Genomic DNA, 20,475 nt, shown 5'->3' with positions numbered 1-20,475 from the left:
TATATTCTCCGAAGGTATAAGCAAATGAACAAACAGACTTTGTGGTTCTATGCCGGGTCGTTATAGTGCTTCCATGCCGTGTTCGTTTGCTCAAGGAGTTTGTCATGTTTGCTTCGGTTCGTCGTGTTCTGCTGCTGTCTGCCCTCGCGTGGTCGGTGTCCGGGTTCGCCCAGACGGGGCTTCTCAATGTGTCGTATGACGTTGCCCGCGACGTCTATAAGGATTACAACCCGCTCTTCCAGAAATACTGGAAGGCGAAGACCGGTGAAACGGTCGAACTGCGCCAGTCGCACGGCGGTTCGAGCAAGCAGGTACGCTCGGTGGCCGACGGCCTCGAAGCCGACGTGGTGACGATGAACCAGGCGCCCGACGTCGATTTCCTCGTCGAGAAGGGCCTGGTCGTCAAGGATTACGCGAAGCGTTTCCCGAACAATGCCTCGCCGTATACCTCGACGATGGTGTTCATCGTGCGCAAGGGCAATCCGAAGGGCCTCAAGGAATGGGCCGACCTGGCTGCGCCCGGGGTGCAGGTGATCCTGCCGCATCCGAAGAATACCGGGAACGGCCGTTACACCTACCTCGCCGCCTGGGGCGTCGCACTCAAGCAACCGGGCGGCAACGACAAGACGGCGCAGGAGTTCGTCGGCAAATTGCTCAAGAATGCGCCGCTCTTCGCCGCCGGTGGCCGCGATGCGACGACGACCTTCATGCAGCGCCGCCTCGGCGACGTGCTGGTGACTTTCGAGAGCGAAGCCGAACTGATCGCCAAGGAATTCGGCAAGGGCGAGTTCGACGTCGTCTATCCCTCGCAGTCGATCCTCGCCGAATTCCCGGTCGCGCTGGTCGAGAAGGTCGTCGATAAGAAGGGCACGCGCAAGCTGGCGCAGGCCTATCTCGAATACCTGTGGTCGAAGGAAGGGCAAGAGAATGCCGCGCAGAACTATCTGCGGCCGCGCGATCCGGAAGTGCTGAAGAAGTATGCCGCGCAGTTCCCGCCGATCCGCACCTTCTCGGTCGATGAAGTCTTCGGCGGCTGGGCCAAGGCGACGGCGGCGCACTTCCGCGACGGCGGCAGTTTCGACCAGATCTATCAGGTTCGCTAAGTCGTCGGATGCCGCCGATCATGTCGATCTCATCCCGCCTTGCCGCAGCGCCTTCCGCAGAAAGGCCGGCGCCATGAAACGAGTCCTGCCCGGCTTCGGCCTGTCGCTCGGTATCACGCTTGTCTATCTCGGGCTGCTCGTGCTCTTGCCCTTGTCGGGGCTGGTGTTCAAGAGCAGTGCCCTGAGCTTCGCGCAATGGTGGGACATCGCCACCGGTGAGCGGGCGCTCGCTTCGCTGCGCGTGACCTTCGGTGCGTCGCTCCTGGCCGCGACGATCAATGCCGTGTTTGGCTTGATCGTCGCCTGGGTGCTGGTGCGATACTCGTTTCCCGGCAAGCGGCTCGTGGATTCGCTGGTCGATCTTCCCTTCGCCTTGCCGACCGCCGTCGCCGGTATCACGCTGGCGACGCTCTATGCCGGCAATGGCTGGGTCGGCCGCTATCTCGAACCGCTCGGTATCAAGGTGGCGTTTACGCCGCTCGGGATCGTCGTCGCGCTGACCTTTATCGGCCTTCCTTTCGTCGTACGCACGCTGCAGCCGGTGATCGAGGATATCGAGCCGGAGGTCGAGGAGGCCGCCGCGACGCTCGGCGCCTCGCGGGCGCAGACCTTTTTCCGCGTCTTGTTGCCGGGCATCTTTCCGGCCTTGCTGACCGGCTTCACGCTGGCGTTTTCGCGGGCGGTCGGCGAGTACGGTTCGGTCATCTTCATCGCCGGCAACATGCCGCTGGTCTCCGAGATCACCCCCTTGCTGATCATTTCCAAACTCGAACAGTACGACATCGTCGGCGCCACGGCGCTGGCGCTCCTGATGCTGATCATCTCCTTCCTGCTGCTGCTCGGCGTCAACGCCCTGCAGTGGTGGGCGGCGCATCGGCATCACCGGCTGAATGGGGGGGCACTGTGAGTACATCCTCCCCTCGTCGCGCCAACGCCGAACCGCGCTGGTTGCGCCTGACGCTGACCGCCGTCGCGCTCGGTTTTCTCGGCCTTTTCCTGGCGCTGCCGCTGGTGGCGGTATTCACCGAGGCCCTGCGCAGCGGGTGGGACAACTACCTAACGGCGCTTGCCGACCGTGAGGCCCTGGCGGCGATCCGGCTGACGGTGTTCATCGCCGTCTTTGTCTTGCCTTTCAATATTGCCGTCGGCGTCGCCGCCGCGTGGGCGATCGCCAAGTTCGATTTTCGCGGCAAGAGCCTGCTGATCACACTGATCGATCTGCCTTTTGCCGTGTCGCCGGTCGTCGTCGGCCTCGTCTTCCTGATGATTTTCGGCGCGCAGGGGCTCCTCGGCCCCTGGCTGTCGGCGCATGAAATCAAGGTCGTCTTCGCCTTGCCGGGGATGATTCTCGTCACGTTGTTCATTACCTTTCCCTTCGTCGCCCGCGAATTGATTCCGCTGATGCAGGCGCAGGGCAAAGACGAGGAAGAGGCCGCTATCTCGCTCGGCGCGACTGGCTGGCAGATGTTCTTCCGCGTCACGCTGCCGAACATCAAGTGGGGCCTGCTCTACGGCGTGATCCTCGCCAATGCTCGGGCGATGGGCGAATTTGGCGCGGTGTCGGTGGTGTCGGGACATATTCGCGGCGAGACCAATACCTTGCCGCTGCACGTCGAGATTCTTTACAACGAATACAACGCGGTCGGTTCCTTCGCCGCCGCGTCGGTCCTCGCCTTGCTGGCGCTGGTGACGCTGGTCGCCAAGACCCTGGTCGAATGGCGGATGCGGCGCGAGACCGAGATGCTGGCGGCGACGCTGGCGCCGGAAGCCACCGGAACAAGCACGGGAAATAGATCATGAGCATCGAAATCAGCGGCGTCACCAAACGCTTCGGCAGTTTCACCGCCCTCGACAATATCCATCTCGACATTCCGACCGGCGAGCTTGTCGCGCTGCTCGGGCCGTCGGGTTGCGGCAAGACGACGCTGCTGCGCATCATCGCCGGCATGGAGTCGGCCGACGCCGGTCACGTCAAGTTCGCCGGCGAGGAGGCGACGCATTTGCATGCGCGCGAGCGCAAGGTCGGTTTCGTCTTCCAGCACTATGCGCTGTTCCGCCATATGACGGTGTTCGAGAACGTCGCCTTCGGCCTGCGCGTCAAGCCGCGCGCCGAACGGCCGTCGGAGACGGAGATCCGGCGGCGCGTCAGCGAATTGCTCAAGCTCGTGCAACTCGACTGGCTGGCCGAGCGTTATCCCTCGCAGCTGTCCGGCGGCCAGCGCCAGCGCATCGCCTTGGCCCGGGCGCTCGCCGTCGAGCCGAAGGTCTTGCTGCTCGACGAACCTTTCGGCGCGCTCGACACCAAGGTGCGCAAGGAATTGCGTCGCTGGCTGCGCCGGCTTCATGACGAAATGCATATTTCCAGCGTCTTCGTCACGCACGACCAGGAGGAGGCGCTCGAAGTCGCCGACCGCGTGGTGGTGATGAACCACGGCAAGATCGAGCAGATCGGTTCGCCCGACGAGGTCTATTCGAATCCGGCCTCGCCCTTCGTCTATCAGTTCCTCGGCAACGTCAATGTCTTCCACAGCCGTGTTCACGGCGACTGGGCCGAGATCGGCCGGGAAGAGGCGCAGACGCGCGACGCCGGCAACGTCGTCGCCTTCGTCCGGCCCCATGACATCGAGATCGAGAATGCGCCGGTCGCCGGTGGGCTTGAATCGCTCGTGCAGGAGGTGCATACGATCGGGCCGTTGGTGCGTGTCGAACTCGCGCATGGACCGGAACTCGTCGAGGTCGAACTGACGCGCGAGCGGGCGGCGACGCTGACGCTCGGCAAGGGTCAGCGCGTCTGGCTGCGTCCGCGCCAGGTCAAGGTCTTCGAAGCTTCGGCCTGGGATCTCGAAGACGGCGGTTCAGGCATTTGACGAAAAAAACGCCGTCGGCCCCGGTGGGCGGACGGCGCGAAGGGAGGTGCGTGTGCACCTGTCCCCGCTCATGGTTTCTCAGGGATTGACGACGTTCTTCGGCGCGCCTTTGAGGAAGGCGGCGAGGTTGTCGGTGGCGATGTCCATCAGGCGCGAACGCGCTTCCTTGGTCGCCCAGGCGATGTGCGGGGTGACGATGCAGTTTGGCGCCGAGAGCAAGGGGTTGGTCAGCGCCGGCGGTTCCGACGACAGCACGTCGACACCTGCACCGGCGACCTTGCCGGCAGCCAGCGCTTCGGCGAGGTCGGCTTCGTTGATCAGCGGTCCGCGCGAGGTGTTGAGGATCAGCACGCCGGGCTTCATCTTGGCGATGGCGCTCTTGTTGATCATGCCCTTGTTGTTGTCGAAGAGCGGGCAGTGCAGGCTGATGACGTCGGCTTCGGCGTAGAGTTCGTCGAGCGTTCCGTAACGCAGCGTCGCCGATTCGAGCGCCTTGTTGGGGTACTCGTCGACGGCGATGATCTTCATGCCAAACGCTTGGGCGATGCGACCGAAGGCCTGGCCGATGCGGCCGAAACCGACGACGCCGAGGGTCTTGCCGTCGAGTTCGATGAGCGGGTTCAGCCAGTAGCAGAAGTCGTTTCCGCGCGACCAGTCGCCGGCCTTGACGCTGTCGGCGTGACGGCCGACGCGATGACAGAGTTCGAGCATCAGCGCGGCAGCGAACTGCGCCACGGCCATCGTGCCGTAGGTCGGGATGTTGCAGACCGGGATCTTGCGTTCCTTGGCGGTGACGATGTCGACGACGTTGTAGCCGGTCGCCAGCACGCCGACGAAGCGGAGTTGCGGGTTGGCGGCGAAGTGCTCGCGCGTCAGCGGCGTCTTGTTGGTGAAGACGATCTCGGCGCCGGCGAGGCGCTCCATGATCTGTTCCGGGGCCGTGCGGTCATGGACGACGACCTCGCCGAACTGCTCGATGCCGGACCAGCTGAGGTCGCCGGGGTTGAGGGTGTATCCATCGAGAACGACGATTTTCATGAGGAGTTTCCTTGGCGTCGGTGTCTTGCCCGGTCAGCCGAGGCTGCCGGGCAGAACAGGGTGGAAGGGAAGTCGGTGGCGACGGATGCTTAGCGCTTCTTCGCCACCAGCGCGGCGGTCTTCGCAGCGATCTTGGGTCCGGACAGGCCGAACTTGTCGATCGTGATCGGATAGCTGCCGCTTTCGGCGAAGGTGTCCTCCAGGCCGATCAGTTCGGTCGGCACCGGATTATTCATCAGTGTCCACACGGCGGCTTCGTAACCGAAGCCGTTGCGGCGCTGATGGTTCTCGGCGACAACGAGCGCGCCGGTCTTCTTCAGCGATTCGGCGAGCGTCGCCTGGTCCCAGGGCTTGAGCGAATAGAAGTCGATGACTTCGGCATCGATGCCCTGTTTGGCGAGTTCGTCGGCGGCGAGCAGCGACTGGAAGACCATGTCGCCGTAGGTGGCGATGGTGACGTCCTTGCCCTTGCGTACGACCTTGGAACCGCCGAGCTTGAAGGATTCGCCCGGTCCGTAGAGTTCGAACAGCGGATCGCGCATCAGGCGGGTGAACACCGGTCCCGGTGTGTCGAGCGCGATGTCGAAGGCGGCGGCGGCCGAGGCGCTGTCGGCGGGCACCAGCACTTTCATCTGCGGGATCGTCGTCATGAAGGCGATGTCCTCGGTTGCCTGGTGCGTGACACCGTCGATGGCGGCGGTCAGGCCGCCGTGGCTGGAGAGAAACTTGACGTTCAGGTGCGGATAGCAGATGAACGAACGGATCGCTTCCAGCGCGCGCATGGTGATGAAGACGCCATAACCGCAGACGACGACATTGCGTCCTTCGGCGGCCATGCCGGCGGCCGAGGCGACAGTGCCGATCTCGGCGATGCCCATGTTGAAGTAGCGCTCGGGGTGCTTGTCCTTGAAGATGTAGGAGTAGGTCGACTTGGCGAGGTCGGATTCAAAGACCACGAATTCGCTGTCGGTGTCTCCGCGGGCGGTCATGCGTTCGGCAAAGACCTTGCGGGTCGGGCTCTTGGCGGCGGCAAAGTCCATCATGCGGCTCCTTTCAGTTCTGCGATCGCTTGTGTGTACTGCGCTTCGTTCGGCGCCTTGCCGTGCCAGTCGAGCTGGTTCTCCATGAAGCTGACGCCCTTGCCCTTGACGGTGTAGGCGAGGACGCAGGTCGGCTTGCCCGAGCAGGCGCGCTTGGCCTTCATCAAGGTCGTGAGGACGTCGGCCATGTCGTGTCCGTTCATCTTCAGCACGTCGAAACCGAGCGCGCGGAATTTCTCGTCGATCGGTTCGGTCGGCATGACTTCGGCCAGCGTGCCGTCGAGTTGCAGGTTGTTGATGTCGATGATGGCGACCAGGTTGTCGAGCTTGAACTTGGCGGCAGCCAGCGAGCTTTCCCAGATGATGCCTTCATTGATTTCGCCGTCGCCGAGCACGGTATAGACCTTGTAGTCCTTCTTGCGCATCAGCTTGCCTTCCATGGCAATGCCGACAGCCTGGGCGAAGCCGATGCCGAGCGAACCGGCCGAGGCGTCGAGGCCGGGCAGGTAGGTGGCGATCGGATGGCCTTGCAGGCGGCTGTTGTTCTTGCGCAGCGTCTTCAATTCCTCGACCGGGAAGAAACCGCGCACGGCCAGCGCCGCGTACCAGATCGGGCAGACGTGGCCCTTGGACAGGACGAAGCGGTCGCGATCAGCCCAGCCGGGGTTGGCCGGATCGAGGTTCATCAGGTCGAAGTACAGCGCGGCGACGAAGTCGGCGGCCGACAGCGATCCGCCGATGTGGCCCGATTGTGCCGTGTAGACCATGTCCACGACGTGCATTCTCAGCTCTTGAGCGATCTTGTTGAGCCGGTCCACGCGGGCATCGAACGATAGGTTCGACGGGTTTTCCATAGTGAGACTCCTTCAGTAAGAAACAGAAACCAGGTTGTATGACGGCTGCCATGGCGGGTGCCGCGGCATGAAATCTTTGTGTAATGGCCATTTCCGGCGCGGTGGGTGGGCGTCTAGGTCTGCTTGAGTCCGATCGAGGCACAGGGGTGCTTCATGTAGCGTTCCAGCTCTTCGTCGAGCAGGAGGACGGACAGCGCGACGCCCGTCATCTCCAGCGAGGTGAAGAAATTTCCGATCAGCGGCACGGCGACGGTGAGGCCCGCTTCGCCGAGATAACGGGTGACACTGGCATAGAGGATGTACTGCTCCATGAGCGGTGTCGCACCGAGGCCGGTGAGCAGCACGGCGACGCGCTTGCCCGGCGGGAACGGCAGGTCGGTGACGACGGCGTCGACCATCAGGCTTGCCATCTCGTCGGCCGAAACGACGTCGTCGAGGCGGATGCCGGGCTCGCCGCGCAGCCCGACGCCGATCGACATCTTGCCGTCGCCGATGCGGAAGTTGGCCTTGCCGACCGCCGGGATGACGAAGGGCTTGAGGCCGATGCCGATGCTGCGCGTGTGGTCGATCGTCTTCTGCGCGATGGCGATGACGTCGTCAAGCGAGCCGCCGAGCGATGCGCAGGCCGAGGCGGTCTTCAGCATCAGCAACTCGCCGGCGACGCCACGCCGTTCGGCTTCCTTGCCTTTGGGCGCCGAGGCGACGTCGTCGTTGGCGACGACCGTCCTGACGCGGATGCCGGCAAGTTCGGCCATCTTGAGTGCCATCGAGACGTTCATCGCGTCGCCCGCATAATTGCCGTACAGGCAGGCGATGCCCTTGCCGCCGTCGGCGGCGCAGAAAGCTTCGAAGAAGCTGTTGGCTGTCGGCGACGAAAGGATTTCGCCGATCGCCACCGCGTCGACCAGATTCTCGCCGACGTAGCCGAGAAAGGCCGGTTCATGACCCGCGCCGCCGCCGGTGACGATGCCAACCTTGCCGGCGATCGGCGCACAGGTGCGCTTGATCACCCTGGGGTTGGCCGCCGCCGCTTCGAGCTGCGGATAAGCGGCGAGCACGCCCTTGAGCATGTCATCGACGACGAGACCGGGGTTGTTGATGACGCGGTTCATGACCTTGGCCTGTACTCGTCAGCGGATCGTCAGCCAGGGCAGGTAAGCGAAGCCCAGCAACAAACCGAAGGCGACGATGTAGAACGGGATGAGTTCGACGACCACATCGCCGATCCGCACCTTGGCGATCGAGCTGGTGATGAACAGGGTCGTGCCGATGGGTGGGTGATACAGCCCGATCGACAGATTGACGATCATCATGATGCCGAGCTGGACCGTGTCCATGCCGACGGCCGAGGCCAGGGGGACGAACATCGGCGTCAGCAGCAGCACGGCGGCGGGCAGGTCGATGAACATGCCGGTGCCGAGCATGATGCCGTTCATCGCGAGGATGATCAGCCACGGTTCGCGCAGCGTTTCGGTCGCGTACTCGGTAAATTGCGCCGGCAACTGCTCGTAGGTGACGACCCAGCCGACGACGCTGGAGGCCATGATGATCAGTAGCACGACGCCGGTGGCGATGCCCGCTTCGACGGTGGCGGCCTTGATCTTTTCCAGCGTCAGGTCGTGATAGACGATGCCGGAGACGACCAGGGCGTAGAGCGTCGACATGACGCTGACCTCGGTCGGCGTGGCGATGCCGAAACGCAGGAAGATGATGATCAGGACCGGCATCGCCAGCGCGGGACCGGCCTGGCCGAGCTGCACCCAGAAGGCATCCCAGGCGAAGGGCGTGGTGTCGCGCGGGAAGTTGCGGCGGCGTCCCTGGACGTAGCAGATGGCCATGAAGAAGCCGCACATCAGGAGACCCGGCAGGATGCCGGCGACGAACAGCGAGCCGATCGACGCACCCGAGACGAGGGCGTAGATGATCATCGGGATCGACGGCGGGATCAGGATGTCGATCGTCGCCGCGGCGGCCAGCGTGCCGGCCGCGAAAGGCGCCGGGTAGCCGAGGTTCTTCAGCCAGGGGATCAGCATCGAACCGATCGCCGAAGCGTCGGCCACGGCCGAACCGGAAACGCCGCCGAAGATCGTCGAGGAGAGCACGCCGACTTGCGCCGGCCCGCCATGCACGCGGCCGATCATCATCGAGAGCAGATTGACGAGGCTCTGGCCGAGGCGTCCGCTGACCATCAGGGCGCCGGTCAGCATGAAGAACGGGATGGCGATCAGCGGGAAGCTCTGCATCTGCGTGATCATCTGCTCGATGGCCAGATGGACCGGCACACGGTCGATGATCAGCAGACCGCCGACAGAGGCGAGCACCAGCGCGTGCGCAATCGGGATCGAGATCAGCGCGGCAATGATGAAGAGAGTAATGATGACGCCGGTCATGAGTGGTCTCCCGCGTTCTCAAGGTGGGCGTTGCGGTCGGGATTCCAGAGGCCGGGCAGACGGATCAGCGTCACCACGGCGAGCATGAAGAATCCGACCATCAGCGCGCTGACGGTGATCGAGCCGGGGACTTGCAGGACCGGGGTGCGTTCGTCATGGGCAATTTCGAGCAGCGGCCAGGCGATGGTGGCCATGTAGCCGTAGAGGCCGATGACGATCAGCGAACCGCCGGAGAGTACCCAGCGACGCAGGTTGTCCGACAGTTTCTGGGTGACGAGCACCACGGCGATATGCGAACCGTGTTGCGCGGCCAGGACGACACCGGCAACGATCATCCAGGGAAACAGCAGCTCGGGCAGTTCCGACGCCCATGACAGGCTGGTACCGGCGACGTAGCGCAGACCGACGTTGACGCTCAGGATGGCGAAGACGATCGACATGGTGAGATACAACATGGTGCGGCAGAGGGCGCCGATGCCCCGGTCGACGACGGCCATCAGCACCGCCATCGCCGAGGGCGAACCCCTTTCGGGGCTCGCGCCGGAAGATTCCGTATGATTCACGGAGGTCATCCTTACTTGCTCGCTTCGACGACGCGCTTGGCGAAATCGCCGACCGGTCCTGTCAGCCACTTGTCATAGACCGGCTTGGTCGCGGTGACGAACTGGGCGCGGTCAACCATGTCGACCTGGACACCCTTGCCCTTGAGTTCGACCAGCAGCTTCTCGTCGGCTTCCTTCGAGAGCTTGCGCTGCAGCACGGTCGCTTCATTGGCGGCATCCTGGAAGACCTTCTGGTCGGCCGGGGTCAGCTTCTCCCAGGCGCGCTTGCCCATCAGGAACGGCGTCACTTCGTACTTGTGGCCGGACAGCGAGAGGAATTTCTGGACTTCGTAGAGCTTGGACGAAACGATGTTGGTCAGCGGATTTTCCTGACCATCGACGACGCCCTGCTGCAGCGCGACATAGAGTTCGGCGAACTTGATCTGCTGCGCGTCGGCGCCGAGCGCCTGCATGATGTCGACGGTGACGGGATCCGGCGGGGTGCGGATCTTCAGGCCCTTGACGTCGGCCGGCGTCTTGATCGCGCGCTTGCTGTTGGTGATGTGGCGGATGCCATTGTCCCAGTAACCGAGGACGACCATGCCCTTGGCGGCGGTCTTGTCGGCGAGTTCCTTGCCGACCGGGCTGTCGAGCAGCTTCCAGGCCTTTTCGATGTTGGCGAAGAGGAAGGGCAGACCGAGTGCGGCATATTCCGGCACGGCGGCCGAGATCGCGCCCTGGCTGTTGGCCGACATGTCGAGCGAACCCGAGCGCAGGGCCGTGACCATGGCAGCGTCATCACCGAGCTGTGCCGAGTGGGCGACGAACACGGTATAGCGGCCGGCGGTCTTTTCCTTGACGCGGTCGGCGAAGAGCACCGCCGCTTCATGACGCGGGTTGCCCGGCGCTGCGCCGTGACCGAGGGTGAGCTTGATCGGCTGCTGGGCGAGGGCGCCGCCAGCAACGGTCATGAGTGCAACAAGTAGAGCGAGGCATTTACGTTTCATTGTCCGACTCCTCCACGCCTTTTTGATGGCGTTCTGCTGTTGATGAAAAACGTGGTTCCCGGTCGGGAACCACGTGGGTGCTGCAAGTTGCCAGATTAGTGGATCAGCATACCGCCGTTAACATCCAGCGTGATGCCAGTGCAATACTTGGCGAGGTCGCTGGCGAGGAACAGGCAGGCGCCGCCGATGTCGGCCGGTTCGCCGATGCGGTTCAGCGGGATCGATTCGAGGATCGAGGCGCGGCGGTCTTCGGGGATCTTGCCCTTGTTGATGTCGGTGGCGATGAGGCCGGGCGAGACGCAATTGACGCGGATGCCGTCGCCGCCGAATTCGCGCGCCATGGCGCGGGCGAGACCGAGCACGCCGGCCTTGGCGGCCGAGTAGTGGGGGCCGCCGAGGATGCCGCCGCCGCGCTGCGCCGAGACCGACGAGATGCAGACGATCGAGCCGGATTTCTGCTTCTGCATGACCGGGATCACCGCTTGTGACATGTGCATCGTGCCGCGCAGGCTGACGTCGAGGACGGCGTCGTAGTCGCTGTCGGTGATGTCGACGGTCTTGCGCGGCTGGGTGATGCCGGCGTTATTGACGAGAATGTCGATGCGGCCGAACTTGGCGAGGATCTGCTGGATGGCGGCTTCGCACTGGTCCTTCTTGGTGACGTCGCCGACGACGCCCAGGTGGCCCGCGCCGAGCAGGTCGGCCGATTGCTGCGGATTGGCGACGGCCAGATCCATGATGACGATCTTGGCGCCTTGTTCGGCCATCATGCGGGCGGTGCAGAAACCCAGCCCATTGACCCCGGCACCGCCGGTAACGATTGCAACGCGATTGGCAAGTAGCATTTGACGTGTCCCTTTTTTTGCTGTGGTGAAAACGTTGCTCATGGTTGTGCAGACGGTGAAAGCCGCGCAAGCGATAAAATTTCAGGGACCGGTGAATTTATTTCACGCCGGGATGCTTTTGCAGTCATGACATGGTGCTGAATCGTTACAGCAAATTTTTCTCGTAGCCGGTGGCAAGCTTTTTCCGAGGTCACGAACGGCCGGTGGCGGCCTTGGCCATCTTGTCGGTTCAATGCGGATGGCTTATTGTTCGGCCGATGAATTATTTTCACTGAGGGCCTGCGTGAAATCCGATCTCCCGCCGCTCGATGCGCTCGTCGTGTTTGAAACCGTGGCCCGTCGGCTCAGTTTTGCCCGCGCGGCGGAAGAGCTGTTCCTGACACCCTCGGCGGTCAGCCACCAGATCGCCAAGCTGGAGCAGTTTCTCGGATTCCTGCTGTTCGAGCGGCTGTCGAAGGGCATCGCGCTCAGCAAGGCCGGCGAGGATTACCTCAAGCGCGTGGCGGCGGCGCTCGGTGCGATCGGCAGCGCCACCAATGACATCCGCAAGGGCGTCAAGAACAGCCTCAACGTTCATGCCAGCACCAGCATCGCCAGCCTGTGGCTGATGCCGCGCCTGGGGGCTTTCGTGCGCGCGCACCGCGACATCGCACTGTCGCTGTCGGCCTCGCCGGTCAATTCCGATTTCGCCCTGGGGCAGGTGGACGTCGATATCCGCTATGGCGTGCCGGACTGGCCGAACCTCGTCGTCGAGCCGATCTTCGAGGAGAACATCCTGCCGCTGGCGAGCCCCGATCTTCTGATGCGCGAGCCGGTGCATTCGCCGACCGATCTCCTGGAACGCCCCCTGATCCAGTCGACCGTCAGCGTCGTTCAGTGGCGCGACTGGTTTTCCAGTCGCGGCATCGACACCGTCCCCGAACGTTTTGCCTTCCGTTTCGACCGGGCAGCGATGTCGCTCGAAGCGGCGGTGCAGGGCTTCGGCATTGCCCTGGAAAGCCAGAAGATCGCCGCGCAGCATATCGCCAACGGCCAGTTGTTGCCGGTCTTCCATGCCGACTGGGGAATCCGCGTCCACGCCCATTTCGTCGTCTATCCCGAACGCAATGCCCAACGCCAGGAGGTGGCGCAGTTTCTCGTCTGGCTGCGCGAACAGGCGGAGCAGTCGCTGTAGCGCTGCCACAACGCCGCGGTTGGTCGGGAGGCGAGGGGCGAATGCTATAATCCTGCTCGTTTTTCCCGCAGACCGACGGTCTTTGAATTTCTTCCCGACGCATTCCCATGGCCCTTTTCACTCTCGGTATCAATCACCGCACGGCACCGCTTTCGGTGCGTGAGCAGGTGGCATTCCATGCCGAGGAATTGCGGCGTGCGCTCGGCGACCTGCTCGGCGGTGCGCGCGCGCAGGAGGCGGCGATCCTGTCGACCTGCAACCGGACCGAACTGTACTGCCAGGCCGAGTCGCCGGAACGCGTCAGCCAGTGGCTGGCCGAGTATCGCCGGCTGGCGCCGGACGACATCGCGCCCTATCTGTACGTGCATCCCGAGCGCGAGGCCGTGCGCCATGCCTTCCGCGTTGCCAGCGGTCTCGATTCGATGGTGCTCGGCGAGCCGCAGATCCTTGGGCAGATGAAGGAAGCGGTACGCATCGCGCGTGAAGAAGGATCGCTCGGCGCGACGCTCAACAAGCTCTTCCAGAACTCTTTTGCCGTTGCCAAGGATGTCCGCTCGACGACGGCGATCGGTGCCAATATCGTTTCGATGGCCGCCGCCGCCGTGCGCCTGGCCGGCCGTATCTTCGAACGCATCGACGAGCAGCGCGTACTGTTCATCGGCGCCGGCGAGATGATCGAGTTGTGCGCCACGCATTTCGCCGCCCAGAAGCCGAAGCAGATCGTTGTCGCCAACCGTACTGTCGATCGTGGGCGGGCCCTGGCCGAGCGCTTCGGCGCGACGGCGATCCGCCTCGAAGACGTTGCCGGCCGCTTGCAGGAATTCGACATTGTCATTACCTGCACGGCCAGCCAGTTGCCGATCCTCGGCCTCGGTCTCGTCGAGCGTGCGATCAAGTCGCGCCGCCACCGGCCGATGTTCATGGTCGACCTGGCCGTGCCGCGCGACGTCGAAGTCGAAGTCGGGGAACTCGACGACGTTTTCCTCTACACCGTCGACGACCTCGCGCAGATCGTCGAGGAGGGCATGGAAGCCCGCCAGTCGGCCGTGGTCAGCGCCGAGACGATCGTCGATGCCCGCGTCGATGCTTTCCTGCACTGGTTGCATGCGCGCGACAGCGTGCCGCTGATCCGGGCGTTGCGCGACAGTGCCGAGCGCATGCGCCGGCATGAGCTCGATCACGCGCTCAAGCTGCTGGCGCGCGGCGACGATCCGGCCGCCGTCCTCGAACAGCTGTCGCAGCGCCTGACCAACAAATTCCTGCACGCGCCGACCCAGGCGCTGCACCAGGCCGACGGGAACCGCAGCGAACAACAGGCGCTGATTTCCAGGCTATTCCACTTGCATTCTGACTGAGCGTATGAAACAAAGCATTCGCGACAAGCTCGAGAGCCTGGTCGGGCGGCTTGACGAACTCGACCGCATCCTCGCCAGTGGCGAGGCGACGCGGGACATGGACCAGTACCGCAAGCTCTCGCGTGAGCATGCCGAGTTGGGACCGGTGGTTGCGCTCTATCAAAGCTGGCAGCAGACCGAGGCGGATCTCGCGTCGGCGCAGGAAATGATGGCCGACCCGGAAATGAAGGATCTGGCCGAAGAGGAAATGAAGGCGGCGAAAGCGCGCCTGCCCGAAATCGAACTCGATCTGCAGAAGCTGCTGCTGCCGAAGGACGACAACGACGAGCGCAACATCTTCCTCGAAATCCGTGCCGGTACGGGCGGCGACGAGTCGGCGCTGTTCGCCGGCAGTCTCTTCCGCATGTACACGCGTTTCGCCGAGCGCCAACGCTGGCAGGTCGAGGTCGTCTCGGCCAATGAATCCGAACTCGGCGGCTACAAGGAAGTCATCGCCCGTATCGCCGGTAACGGCGTCTATGCACGGCTGAAGTTCGAGTCGGGCGGTCACCGCGTTCAGCGCGTGCCCGAGACCGAGTCGCAAGGCCGCATCCACACCTCGGCGTGTACGGTGGCGGTGATGCCGGAAGCCGACGCGCTCGAGGACGTGCAGATCAACGCCAACGACATTCGCATCGACACCTTCCGGGCGTCGGGCGCCGGCGGTCAGCACATCCAGAAGACCGACTCGGCGGTGCGTATCACCCACCTGCCGACCGGCCTCGTCGTCGAATGCCAGGATGGCCGCTCGCAGCACCAGAACAAGGCGCAGGCGATGGCGGTGCTGGCTTCGCGTATCCGCGACGCGCAGGAACGCGAACGCCACGCCAAGATCGCCTCGACGCGCAAGAACCTGATCGGCAGCGGCGACCGTTCGGAACGCATCCGTACCTACAACTTCCCGCAAGGCCGGGTGACCGACCATCGTATCAACCTGACGCTGTACAAGATCGACGCGATCATGGACGGCGATCTCGACGAACTGATCGGCGCGCTGACGACCGAACATCAGGCGGATCAGCTCGCCGCGCTCGCCGACACCGAATGAGCGGCGCCGCGTCGATCGGCGAGGCCTGGCGACAGGCATCGCAGCGCATCGGCCGCGGCGAGGCGCGCAGCCTGCTTGAAACGGTGTGCGTCTGCTCCCATGCTGACCTGATCGCCCATCCCGAGCGGCTCATGAGCGAGGATCAGGTCTGGCACTTTGACGCGCTGGTGGCGCGTCGGGAAAACGGCGAACCGCTCGCCTATCTGCTCGGTAGTGCCTGGTTCGCCGGTCTCGAATTCGCGGTTTCGCCGGCGGTGCTGATTCCGCGCCCCGACACCGAGGTGCTCGTGAACCTTGCCGCCGAGCGTGCCGTGCGCCTGCCGACGGCGCGTATCGTCGATCTCGGTACCGGCTCCGGCATCATTCCGGTCGTGCTGTCCAAACGTTGCCCGGCGGCGGCACTGACGGCGGTCGATGTCTCGGCGGCGGCGCTCGCGGTGGCGCAAAGCAATGCCGTGAGACACGGCGCCGCGATCCGTTTTCTCGAAGGCGACTGGTATGCGCCGCTCGCGGGCGAGCGTTTCGACCTGATCGTTTCAAACCCGCCGTACATTGCCGACGGCGACCCGCATCTGGCCGGCGACGGCCTGCCCTTCGAGCCGCAGGGCGCGCTCACCGATCAGGTGCTGGGCGGCGACGGCATGGCCTGCCTTGCCGCGATCATCGACGGTGCCTCCGCGCATCTCGCGCCGGGGGGCTGGCTGCTGATGGAACACGGCTACGATCAGGCGGTCAAAGTGCGGGAACGGCTCGCGGCGGCCGGTTTTCGCGAGATTGCGTCATGGCGCGACGAGGCCGGCATCGAGCGGGTCAGCGGCGGAACGTTCGGCGAAGGCGTCGACGGCGCTGCGGGCTAACCCCGCCGGTATTTCGCCGGTAGAATTTCAAGCTTCAAACAACCCATCAAGACGAGGTAATTCATGGATGTGCAGGAACTGATCAAGCAGCAGGTGACGACGAACCCGGTCGTGCTTTACATGAAGGGAACGCCGCGCCAGCCGATGTGCGGGTTTTCGGCGACGGCGGTGCAGATCCTGCAGGCCTGCAACCTGCCCCTGTTCTTCAGCGTGAATGTGCTTGAAGAACCCGAGATCCGCGAAGGCGTCAAGCAGTTCTCCAACTGGCCGACGATTCCGCAGCTGTATATCCGCGGCGAGTTCGTCGGCGGTTGCGACATCATGCGCGAAATGTACCAGGCCGGCGAACTCCAGCAGATGCTTGTCGGCATCGCCGCGCCGGATTGACATGAAGGCGTCGGCATCGCTATCGTCGGTGCCGATTTTCTGATCGAGGGCGTGCAGTGAGCCTCAGAACGATTCTTGCGGTAGTCTGCCTGGCGGGGCTGTCGGCATGCTCGTTTCATTCCCTCGGCAATCTGAAGGCTGGCACCAGCAGCGTGTCCGATGTGCTGGCGACCTTCGGACCGCCGGCGATGCGCTGGGTGAATGCCGACGGCAGCATGCAGTTGGCTTACCCCGGCGGCCCTGCGGGCTTCACGACGCACATGGTGTTCGTTGCTCCGGACGGTGTGATCGAGCGCGTCGAGCAGGTCCTCGATCAGGCCCATTTTTCGCAGATCGAGTCCGGAAAAAGCACGCAGGAGGATGTCCTGCGTCTGCTCGGTCCGTCGTTTCCGGCTTGGACCGTGTATTTCGAGGCGCGCGACGAACTGGTCTGGGAATGGCGGTATTGCGACGCCTGGTGGAAGGCCGCGAAGTTCGATGTACTTTTCGACGGCACGACCGGACGGGTGCGCTCGACCTATTCGCTACCCGATCTTGACGGTCGGCGCATCGTGCCCTCGTGTTCTCCCTGAGGCCGGAGGCGCCGTTCCTGCGCTCGCTCTAAGCCGTTGCCAGCCGCTGACGTGCGCGCGTGATCGCCGCGCGCACCTGCTCGGGCGCGGTGCCGCCGATGTGCTTGCGTGAGGCGAGCGAGCCTTCGACCGTCAGTACGGTGAAAACGTCTTCCTCGATCATCGGCGAGAAGGTCTGCAGTTCTGCCAGCGGCAGCTGCGGCAGATCGACGCCGCGTTCCTCGGCGCGCTTGACCGCAAGTCCGACCGCTTCGTGCGCGTCGCGGAAGGGCAGGCCCTTGCGCGTCAGGTAGTCGGCGAGATCGGTGGCCGTGGCGAAGCCCTGGCGCAAGGCATCGCGCATGTTCTCAGGACGGGCGCTGACGCCGGCGATCATCTCGGCGAAGATGCGCAGCGTGTCGGTGACGGTGTCGACCGCGTCGAACAGCGGTTCCTTGTCTTCCTGGTTGTCCTTGTTGTAGGCGAGCGGCTGGCCCTTCATCAGCGTCAAGAGCGACATCAGATGGCCGTAGACGCGGCCGGTCTTGCCGCGCGCGAGTTCGGGCACGTCGGGGTTCTTCTTCTGCGGCATGATCGAACTGCCGGTGCAGAAGCGGTCGGCGATGCGGACGAAGCCGAAGCGCGGGTTCATCCACAACACCAATTCTTCCGACATGCGCGAGAAATGCATCATCAGCAGCGACGCGGCGGCGCAGAATTCGATGGCGAAATCGCGGTCGGAGACGGCGTCGAGCGAGTTCTCGCAGACGCCGGCGAAGCCGAGTTCGGCGGCGACGAATTCGCGGTCGATCGGATAGGTCGTGCCGGCCAGCGCGGCGGCGCCGAGCGGCAGGACGTTGACGCGCTTGCGGACGTCGACAAAGCGTTCGCCGTCGCGGCGGGTCATCTCGAACCAGGCCAGCAGGTGGTGGCCGAAAGTCACCGGCTGGGCGACCTGCAGGTGGGTGCAACCGGGCATCGGCGTCGCTGCCTCGCGTTCCGCGAGGTCGAGCAGGTTGGTCTGGAAGGCCTTGATCAGCGTCAGGATGTCGTCGATCGCATCGCGCAGGTAGAGACGGATATCGGTCGCCACCTGGTCGTTGCGCGAGCGGCCGGTATGCAGGCGCTTGCCGGCATCGCCGACGAGCGTGGTCAGGCGCTTCTCGATGTTGAGGTGCACGTCTTCGAGGTCGAGCGACCAGACGAAGTCGCCCGACTCGATCTCGGCAACGACCTGTGCCATGCCGCGCTCGATGTCGGCGAGGTCGGCGGCGGCGATGATGCCTTGACGCGCCAGCATCCTGGCATGCGCCAGCGAGCCCCGGATATCCTGCCGCCACATGCGCTGGTCGAAGTTGACCGAGGCGGTGTAGCGCTTGACGAGTTCGGACATGGGTTCGGTGAAGCGGCCGGCCCAGGTGTATTGCGTGGGCGAATTGTGCGTGTCGGTCATGATGGCGTAATGGCTTGGGCTAGAATGGGGAAAACCTTGTTTGTTTTCCAATTTTCGGTAGATGCGAAGTATAAAGCATTCGTCGGCCGGGCACCCGGTCCCTGACTTCCGCAACGTCGGCATCATGCTGCGGACATTGCTCGGCGTGAACGCGATGGCGGCCGCCGCGGCGCTCGTGCGCGGCGCCGGATTCGGCGACTGGGCGACGCAGTTTGTCGCCCTGTCGGCCTGGGTGCAGCCCTTGTTGCTGCTCAATCTGCTCGTGCTCGCCGCTGCCGCGCCCTTGCTCTTGTCATGGCCGCTGGCGCTGGCGCGCGCTGGCGTGATCGGCTTGGCGGCGCTGTCGTCCCTGTTTCTGGCCGACGCCTGGCGCTTCTTCGGCCTCGACGGCGGCGATGTCAGCTTCATGCGTGCGGCGCTGTTCGGTGGGCTGGCTGCGGCGCTGATGCTGGCGTACTTTGCGCTGCGCGCCCGCGCCTTCTCGCCGGCGATTGCCGAGGCACGGCTGCTGGCGCTGACCGCCCGCATCCGTCCGCATTTTCTCTTCAACAGCCTCAATGCCGTGCTCGGACTGATCCGCAGCGAACCGCGCCGCGCCGAGACGGCGCTTGAGGAGCTCGCCGAGCTTTTCCGCGTGCTCATGCGCGATCCGCGTGAACTGCTGCCGCTCGCCGACGAGATCGCCTTCTGCCGTCAGTATCTCGATCTCGAAAAGCTGCGGCTGGGCGAGCGCCTGCGCGTCGATTGGGACGTGCGCGACGTACCGGCCAATGTCGCGGTGCCACCGCTGATGCTGCAACCCTTGCTCGAAAACGCCGTTTATCACGGCATCGAACCGCTGGCCGAGGGCGGCACGCTGCAGCTGCGTTTCGCCCGCGAAGATGACAGCCTGCGGATCGAACTGATCAACCCCTGCGCGTCGGCGCCCCAAGGCAGCGGCGGGCATCACATGGCGATCGCCAATATCCGCGAGCGGCTGGACCTGTTTTACGATCTTGAGGCTCGCCTCGACGCACGCCAGGAAACACTGCCCGAAGGTGGCTGCCAGTTCTGCGTGCGTATCGCCATTCCGCTGCGGCGGCGGCAACCATGAATACGGCGACGGCGCTGTCGGTGTTGATCGTCGACGACGAGGCGCCGGCCCGCGCGCGTTTGCGCGACCTGCTTGCCGATGCGACGGCAGAGGAAGCCAACGCGGTTGTCGCCGAGGCGGCCAACGGGCTGCTGGCGCTGGCGGTGCTGGCCGAACGCGAGATCGATCTCGTGCTGGTCGATATCCGCATGCCGGCAATGGATGGCATCGAACTCGCCCGGCATATTTCGCGCATGGCGCGACCGCCGGCCGTGGTCTTCGTCACCGCCTATGACAGCTATGCGCTCCAGGCCTTCGATCTCAACGCCATCGACTATCTGCTCAAGCCGGTGCGGCTCGCCCGCCTCGTCGCCGCGCTGCGGAAGGCACGCCGGCTGAGCACGCCGGTGCCGGATCTCGTACTGGCGAGTCTCCAGCCCGGCGAAAGAACGCATTTGTCATGTCACGAGCGTGGCCGTCTGCTGCTCGTCCCGGTGGTCGATATCCGCTACCTGCAGGCCGGCCTCAAGTACGTGACCGCGCATACGGCGCTGCGCAGCTACGTGCTCGACGAATCGCTGGTGCGCCTTGAAGAGGAATTCGCGGTGCGCTTCATCCGTTTGCACCGCAGCGTGCTGGCGGCGCGAGAGGCGATCGTCGCCTTCGAGAAAGGCGGCGAGACGGAGGGTGAGACGCAGTGGCGGGCGGTCTTGCGCGATATTCCAGAGGCATTGCCGGTGAGTCGTCGCCAGTGGCCGCTGGTGAAAGCGGCGGCGATCAACGCGCGGGTCTGACGGCGCGCAAGCGGCGAAAAAAACCCCGCCGGAGCGGGGTGCGAGATCCCTCAAGAGAC

The 20,475-nt window shown here is 64.2% G+C and carries 21 protein-coding genes; 12 read left to right on the top strand and 9 right to left on the bottom strand.

All coding sequences use genetic code 11. The features are described 5' to 3' along the window. Positions 1–104 precede the first annotated feature (104 nt). The 4 genes from BLR25_RS16520 to BLR25_RS16505 all read left to right on the top strand — a co-directional run bounded on the left by BLR25_RS16520 (position 105) and on the right by BLR25_RS16505 (position 3,970). The gene (locus tag BLR25_RS16520; protein WP_091939221.1) at positions 105–1,103 is read left to right on the top strand and encodes a sulfate ABC transporter substrate-binding protein; all 999 of its coding nucleotides are present in this window, start codon (positions 105–107) and stop codon (positions 1,101–1,103) included. Positions 1,104–1,176: 73 nt separating this feature from the next. Beyond that, complete coding sequence (cysT, locus tag BLR25_RS16515; RefSeq protein ID WP_091939117.1) at positions 1,177–2,010, top strand: sulfate ABC transporter permease subunit CysT; 834 nt, start codon at positions 1,177–1,179, stop codon at positions 2,008–2,010. Beyond that, a complete protein-coding gene (cysW, locus tag BLR25_RS16510) occupies positions 2,007–2,903 on the top strand; it encodes a sulfate ABC transporter permease subunit CysW (RefSeq protein WP_091939115.1) in 897 nt (298 codons plus the stop codon). Before cysT ends, cysW begins: the two co-directional genes overlap by 4 nt. Further along, entirely contained in the window at positions 2,900–3,970 is a 1,071-nt protein-coding gene (locus BLR25_RS16505; RefSeq protein WP_091939113.1) for a sulfate/molybdate ABC transporter ATP-binding protein, read from the top strand. The genes cysW and BLR25_RS16505 overlap by 4 nt, the downstream gene beginning before the upstream one ends. Positions 3,971–4,048: 78 nt before the next feature. Here the strand turns inward: BLR25_RS16505 and BLR25_RS16500 are convergent, their stop codons facing one another. From BLR25_RS16500 to BLR25_RS16465, 8 genes are all read right to left on the bottom strand, one after another. After that, entirely contained in the window at positions 4,049–5,008 is a 960-nt protein-coding gene (locus BLR25_RS16500) for a D-2-hydroxyacid dehydrogenase (protein ID WP_091939111.1), read from the bottom strand. Positions 5,009–5,097: 89 nt separating this feature from the next. Further along, on the bottom strand, positions 5,098–6,051 hold the full coding sequence (locus BLR25_RS16495) for a transketolase family protein (RefSeq protein ID WP_091939109.1): 954 nt from the start codon (positions 6,049–6,051) through the stop codon (positions 5,098–5,100). Further along, on the bottom strand, positions 6,048–6,902 hold the full coding sequence (locus tag BLR25_RS16490) for a transketolase (RefSeq protein WP_176785950.1): 855 nt from the start codon (positions 6,900–6,902) through the stop codon (positions 6,048–6,050). The genes BLR25_RS16495 and BLR25_RS16490 overlap by 4 nt, the downstream gene beginning before the upstream one ends. A 113-nt stretch (positions 6,903–7,015) precedes the next feature. Beyond that, entirely contained in the window at positions 7,016–8,014 is a 999-nt protein-coding gene (locus BLR25_RS16485; protein WP_091939107.1) for a dihydroxyacetone kinase subunit DhaK, read from the bottom strand. Positions 8,015–8,032: 18 nt separating this feature from the next. Further along, positions 8,033–9,292, bottom strand: coding sequence for a TRAP transporter large permease (locus BLR25_RS16480; protein ID WP_091939105.1), 1,260 nt, complete (start codon positions 9,290–9,292; stop codon positions 8,033–8,035). After that, positions 9,289–9,855: a TRAP transporter small permease gene (locus BLR25_RS16475; RefSeq protein ID WP_218122786.1), complete on the bottom strand. Its 567-nt coding sequence runs from the start codon at positions 9,853–9,855 to the stop codon at positions 9,289–9,291. Before BLR25_RS16475 ends, BLR25_RS16480 begins: the two co-directional genes overlap by 4 nt. Before the next feature lie 11 nt (positions 9,856–9,866). Further along, a complete protein-coding gene (locus BLR25_RS16470; protein WP_091939104.1) occupies positions 9,867–10,841 on the bottom strand; it encodes a TRAP transporter substrate-binding protein in 975 nt (324 codons plus the stop codon). Between the two features lie 95 nt (positions 10,842–10,936). Beyond that, a complete protein-coding gene (locus tag BLR25_RS16465; protein ID WP_091939102.1) occupies positions 10,937–11,686 on the bottom strand; it encodes an SDR family NAD(P)-dependent oxidoreductase in 750 nt (249 codons plus the stop codon). Positions 11,687–11,969: 283 nt separating this feature from the next. On the opposite strand from BLR25_RS16465, the gene BLR25_RS16460 reads away from it, so the two are divergent. From BLR25_RS16460 to BLR25_RS16435, 6 genes are all read left to right on the top strand, one after another. After that, the gene (locus BLR25_RS16460) at positions 11,970–12,860 is read left to right on the top strand and encodes a LysR substrate-binding domain-containing protein (RefSeq protein WP_218122784.1); all 891 of its coding nucleotides are present in this window, start codon (positions 11,970–11,972) and stop codon (positions 12,858–12,860) included. Positions 12,861–12,967: 107 nt separating this feature from the next. Further along, entirely contained in the window at positions 12,968–14,215 is a 1,248-nt protein-coding gene (gene hemA / locus BLR25_RS16455) for a glutamyl-tRNA reductase (protein WP_091939098.1), read from the top strand. 4 nt (positions 14,216–14,219) lie between these two features. Next, positions 14,220–15,302 carry a peptide chain release factor 1 gene (gene prfA, locus BLR25_RS16450; RefSeq protein WP_091939096.1) on the top strand — a complete coding sequence of 361 codons (1,083 nt, stop codon included), beginning with the start codon at positions 14,220–14,222 and terminating at the stop codon, positions 15,300–15,302. Further along, positions 15,299–16,159, top strand: a complete 861-nt coding sequence (gene prmC, locus BLR25_RS16445; protein WP_091939094.1) for a peptide chain release factor N(5)-glutamine methyltransferase — start codon at positions 15,299–15,301, stop codon at positions 16,157–16,159. The genes prfA and prmC overlap by 4 nt, the downstream gene beginning before the upstream one ends. Before the next feature lie 63 nt (positions 16,160–16,222). Continuing rightward, positions 16,223–16,546, top strand: a complete 324-nt coding sequence (grxD, locus tag BLR25_RS16440; RefSeq protein ID WP_091939092.1) for a Grx4 family monothiol glutaredoxin — start codon at positions 16,223–16,225, stop codon at positions 16,544–16,546. A 56-nt stretch (positions 16,547–16,602) separates the two neighbouring features. Beyond that, positions 16,603–17,118: a hypothetical protein gene (locus tag BLR25_RS16435; RefSeq protein ID WP_091939090.1), complete on the top strand. Its 516-nt coding sequence runs from the start codon at positions 16,603–16,605 to the stop codon at positions 17,116–17,118. A gap of 28 nt (positions 17,119–17,146) precedes the next feature. Here BLR25_RS16435 and argH read toward each other — a convergent pair whose 3' ends face one another. Then, positions 17,147–18,550: an argininosuccinate lyase gene (argH, locus tag BLR25_RS16430; protein ID WP_091939088.1), complete on the bottom strand. Its 1,404-nt coding sequence runs from the start codon at positions 18,548–18,550 to the stop codon at positions 17,147–17,149. A gap of 124 nt (positions 18,551–18,674) precedes the next feature. Between argH and BLR25_RS16425 the strand changes: the two genes are divergently transcribed. Next, positions 18,675–19,643, top strand: coding sequence for a sensor histidine kinase (locus BLR25_RS16425; protein ID WP_091939215.1), 969 nt, complete (start codon positions 18,675–18,677; stop codon positions 19,641–19,643). Beyond that, complete coding sequence (locus tag BLR25_RS16420; RefSeq protein WP_091939086.1) at positions 19,640–20,416, top strand: LytR/AlgR family response regulator transcription factor; 777 nt, start codon at positions 19,640–19,642, stop codon at positions 20,414–20,416. The genes BLR25_RS16425 and BLR25_RS16420 overlap by 4 nt, the downstream gene beginning before the upstream one ends. Positions 20,417–20,475 lie beyond the last annotated feature (59 nt).

Origin of the sequence: Propionivibrio dicarboxylicus, assembly GCF_900099695.1 — a bacterium.
Lineage (GTDB): Bacteria > Pseudomonadota > Gammaproteobacteria > Burkholderiales > Rhodocyclaceae > Propionivibrio > Propionivibrio dicarboxylicus.
This window is presented reverse-complemented; position numbering and strand designations above follow the sequence as displayed.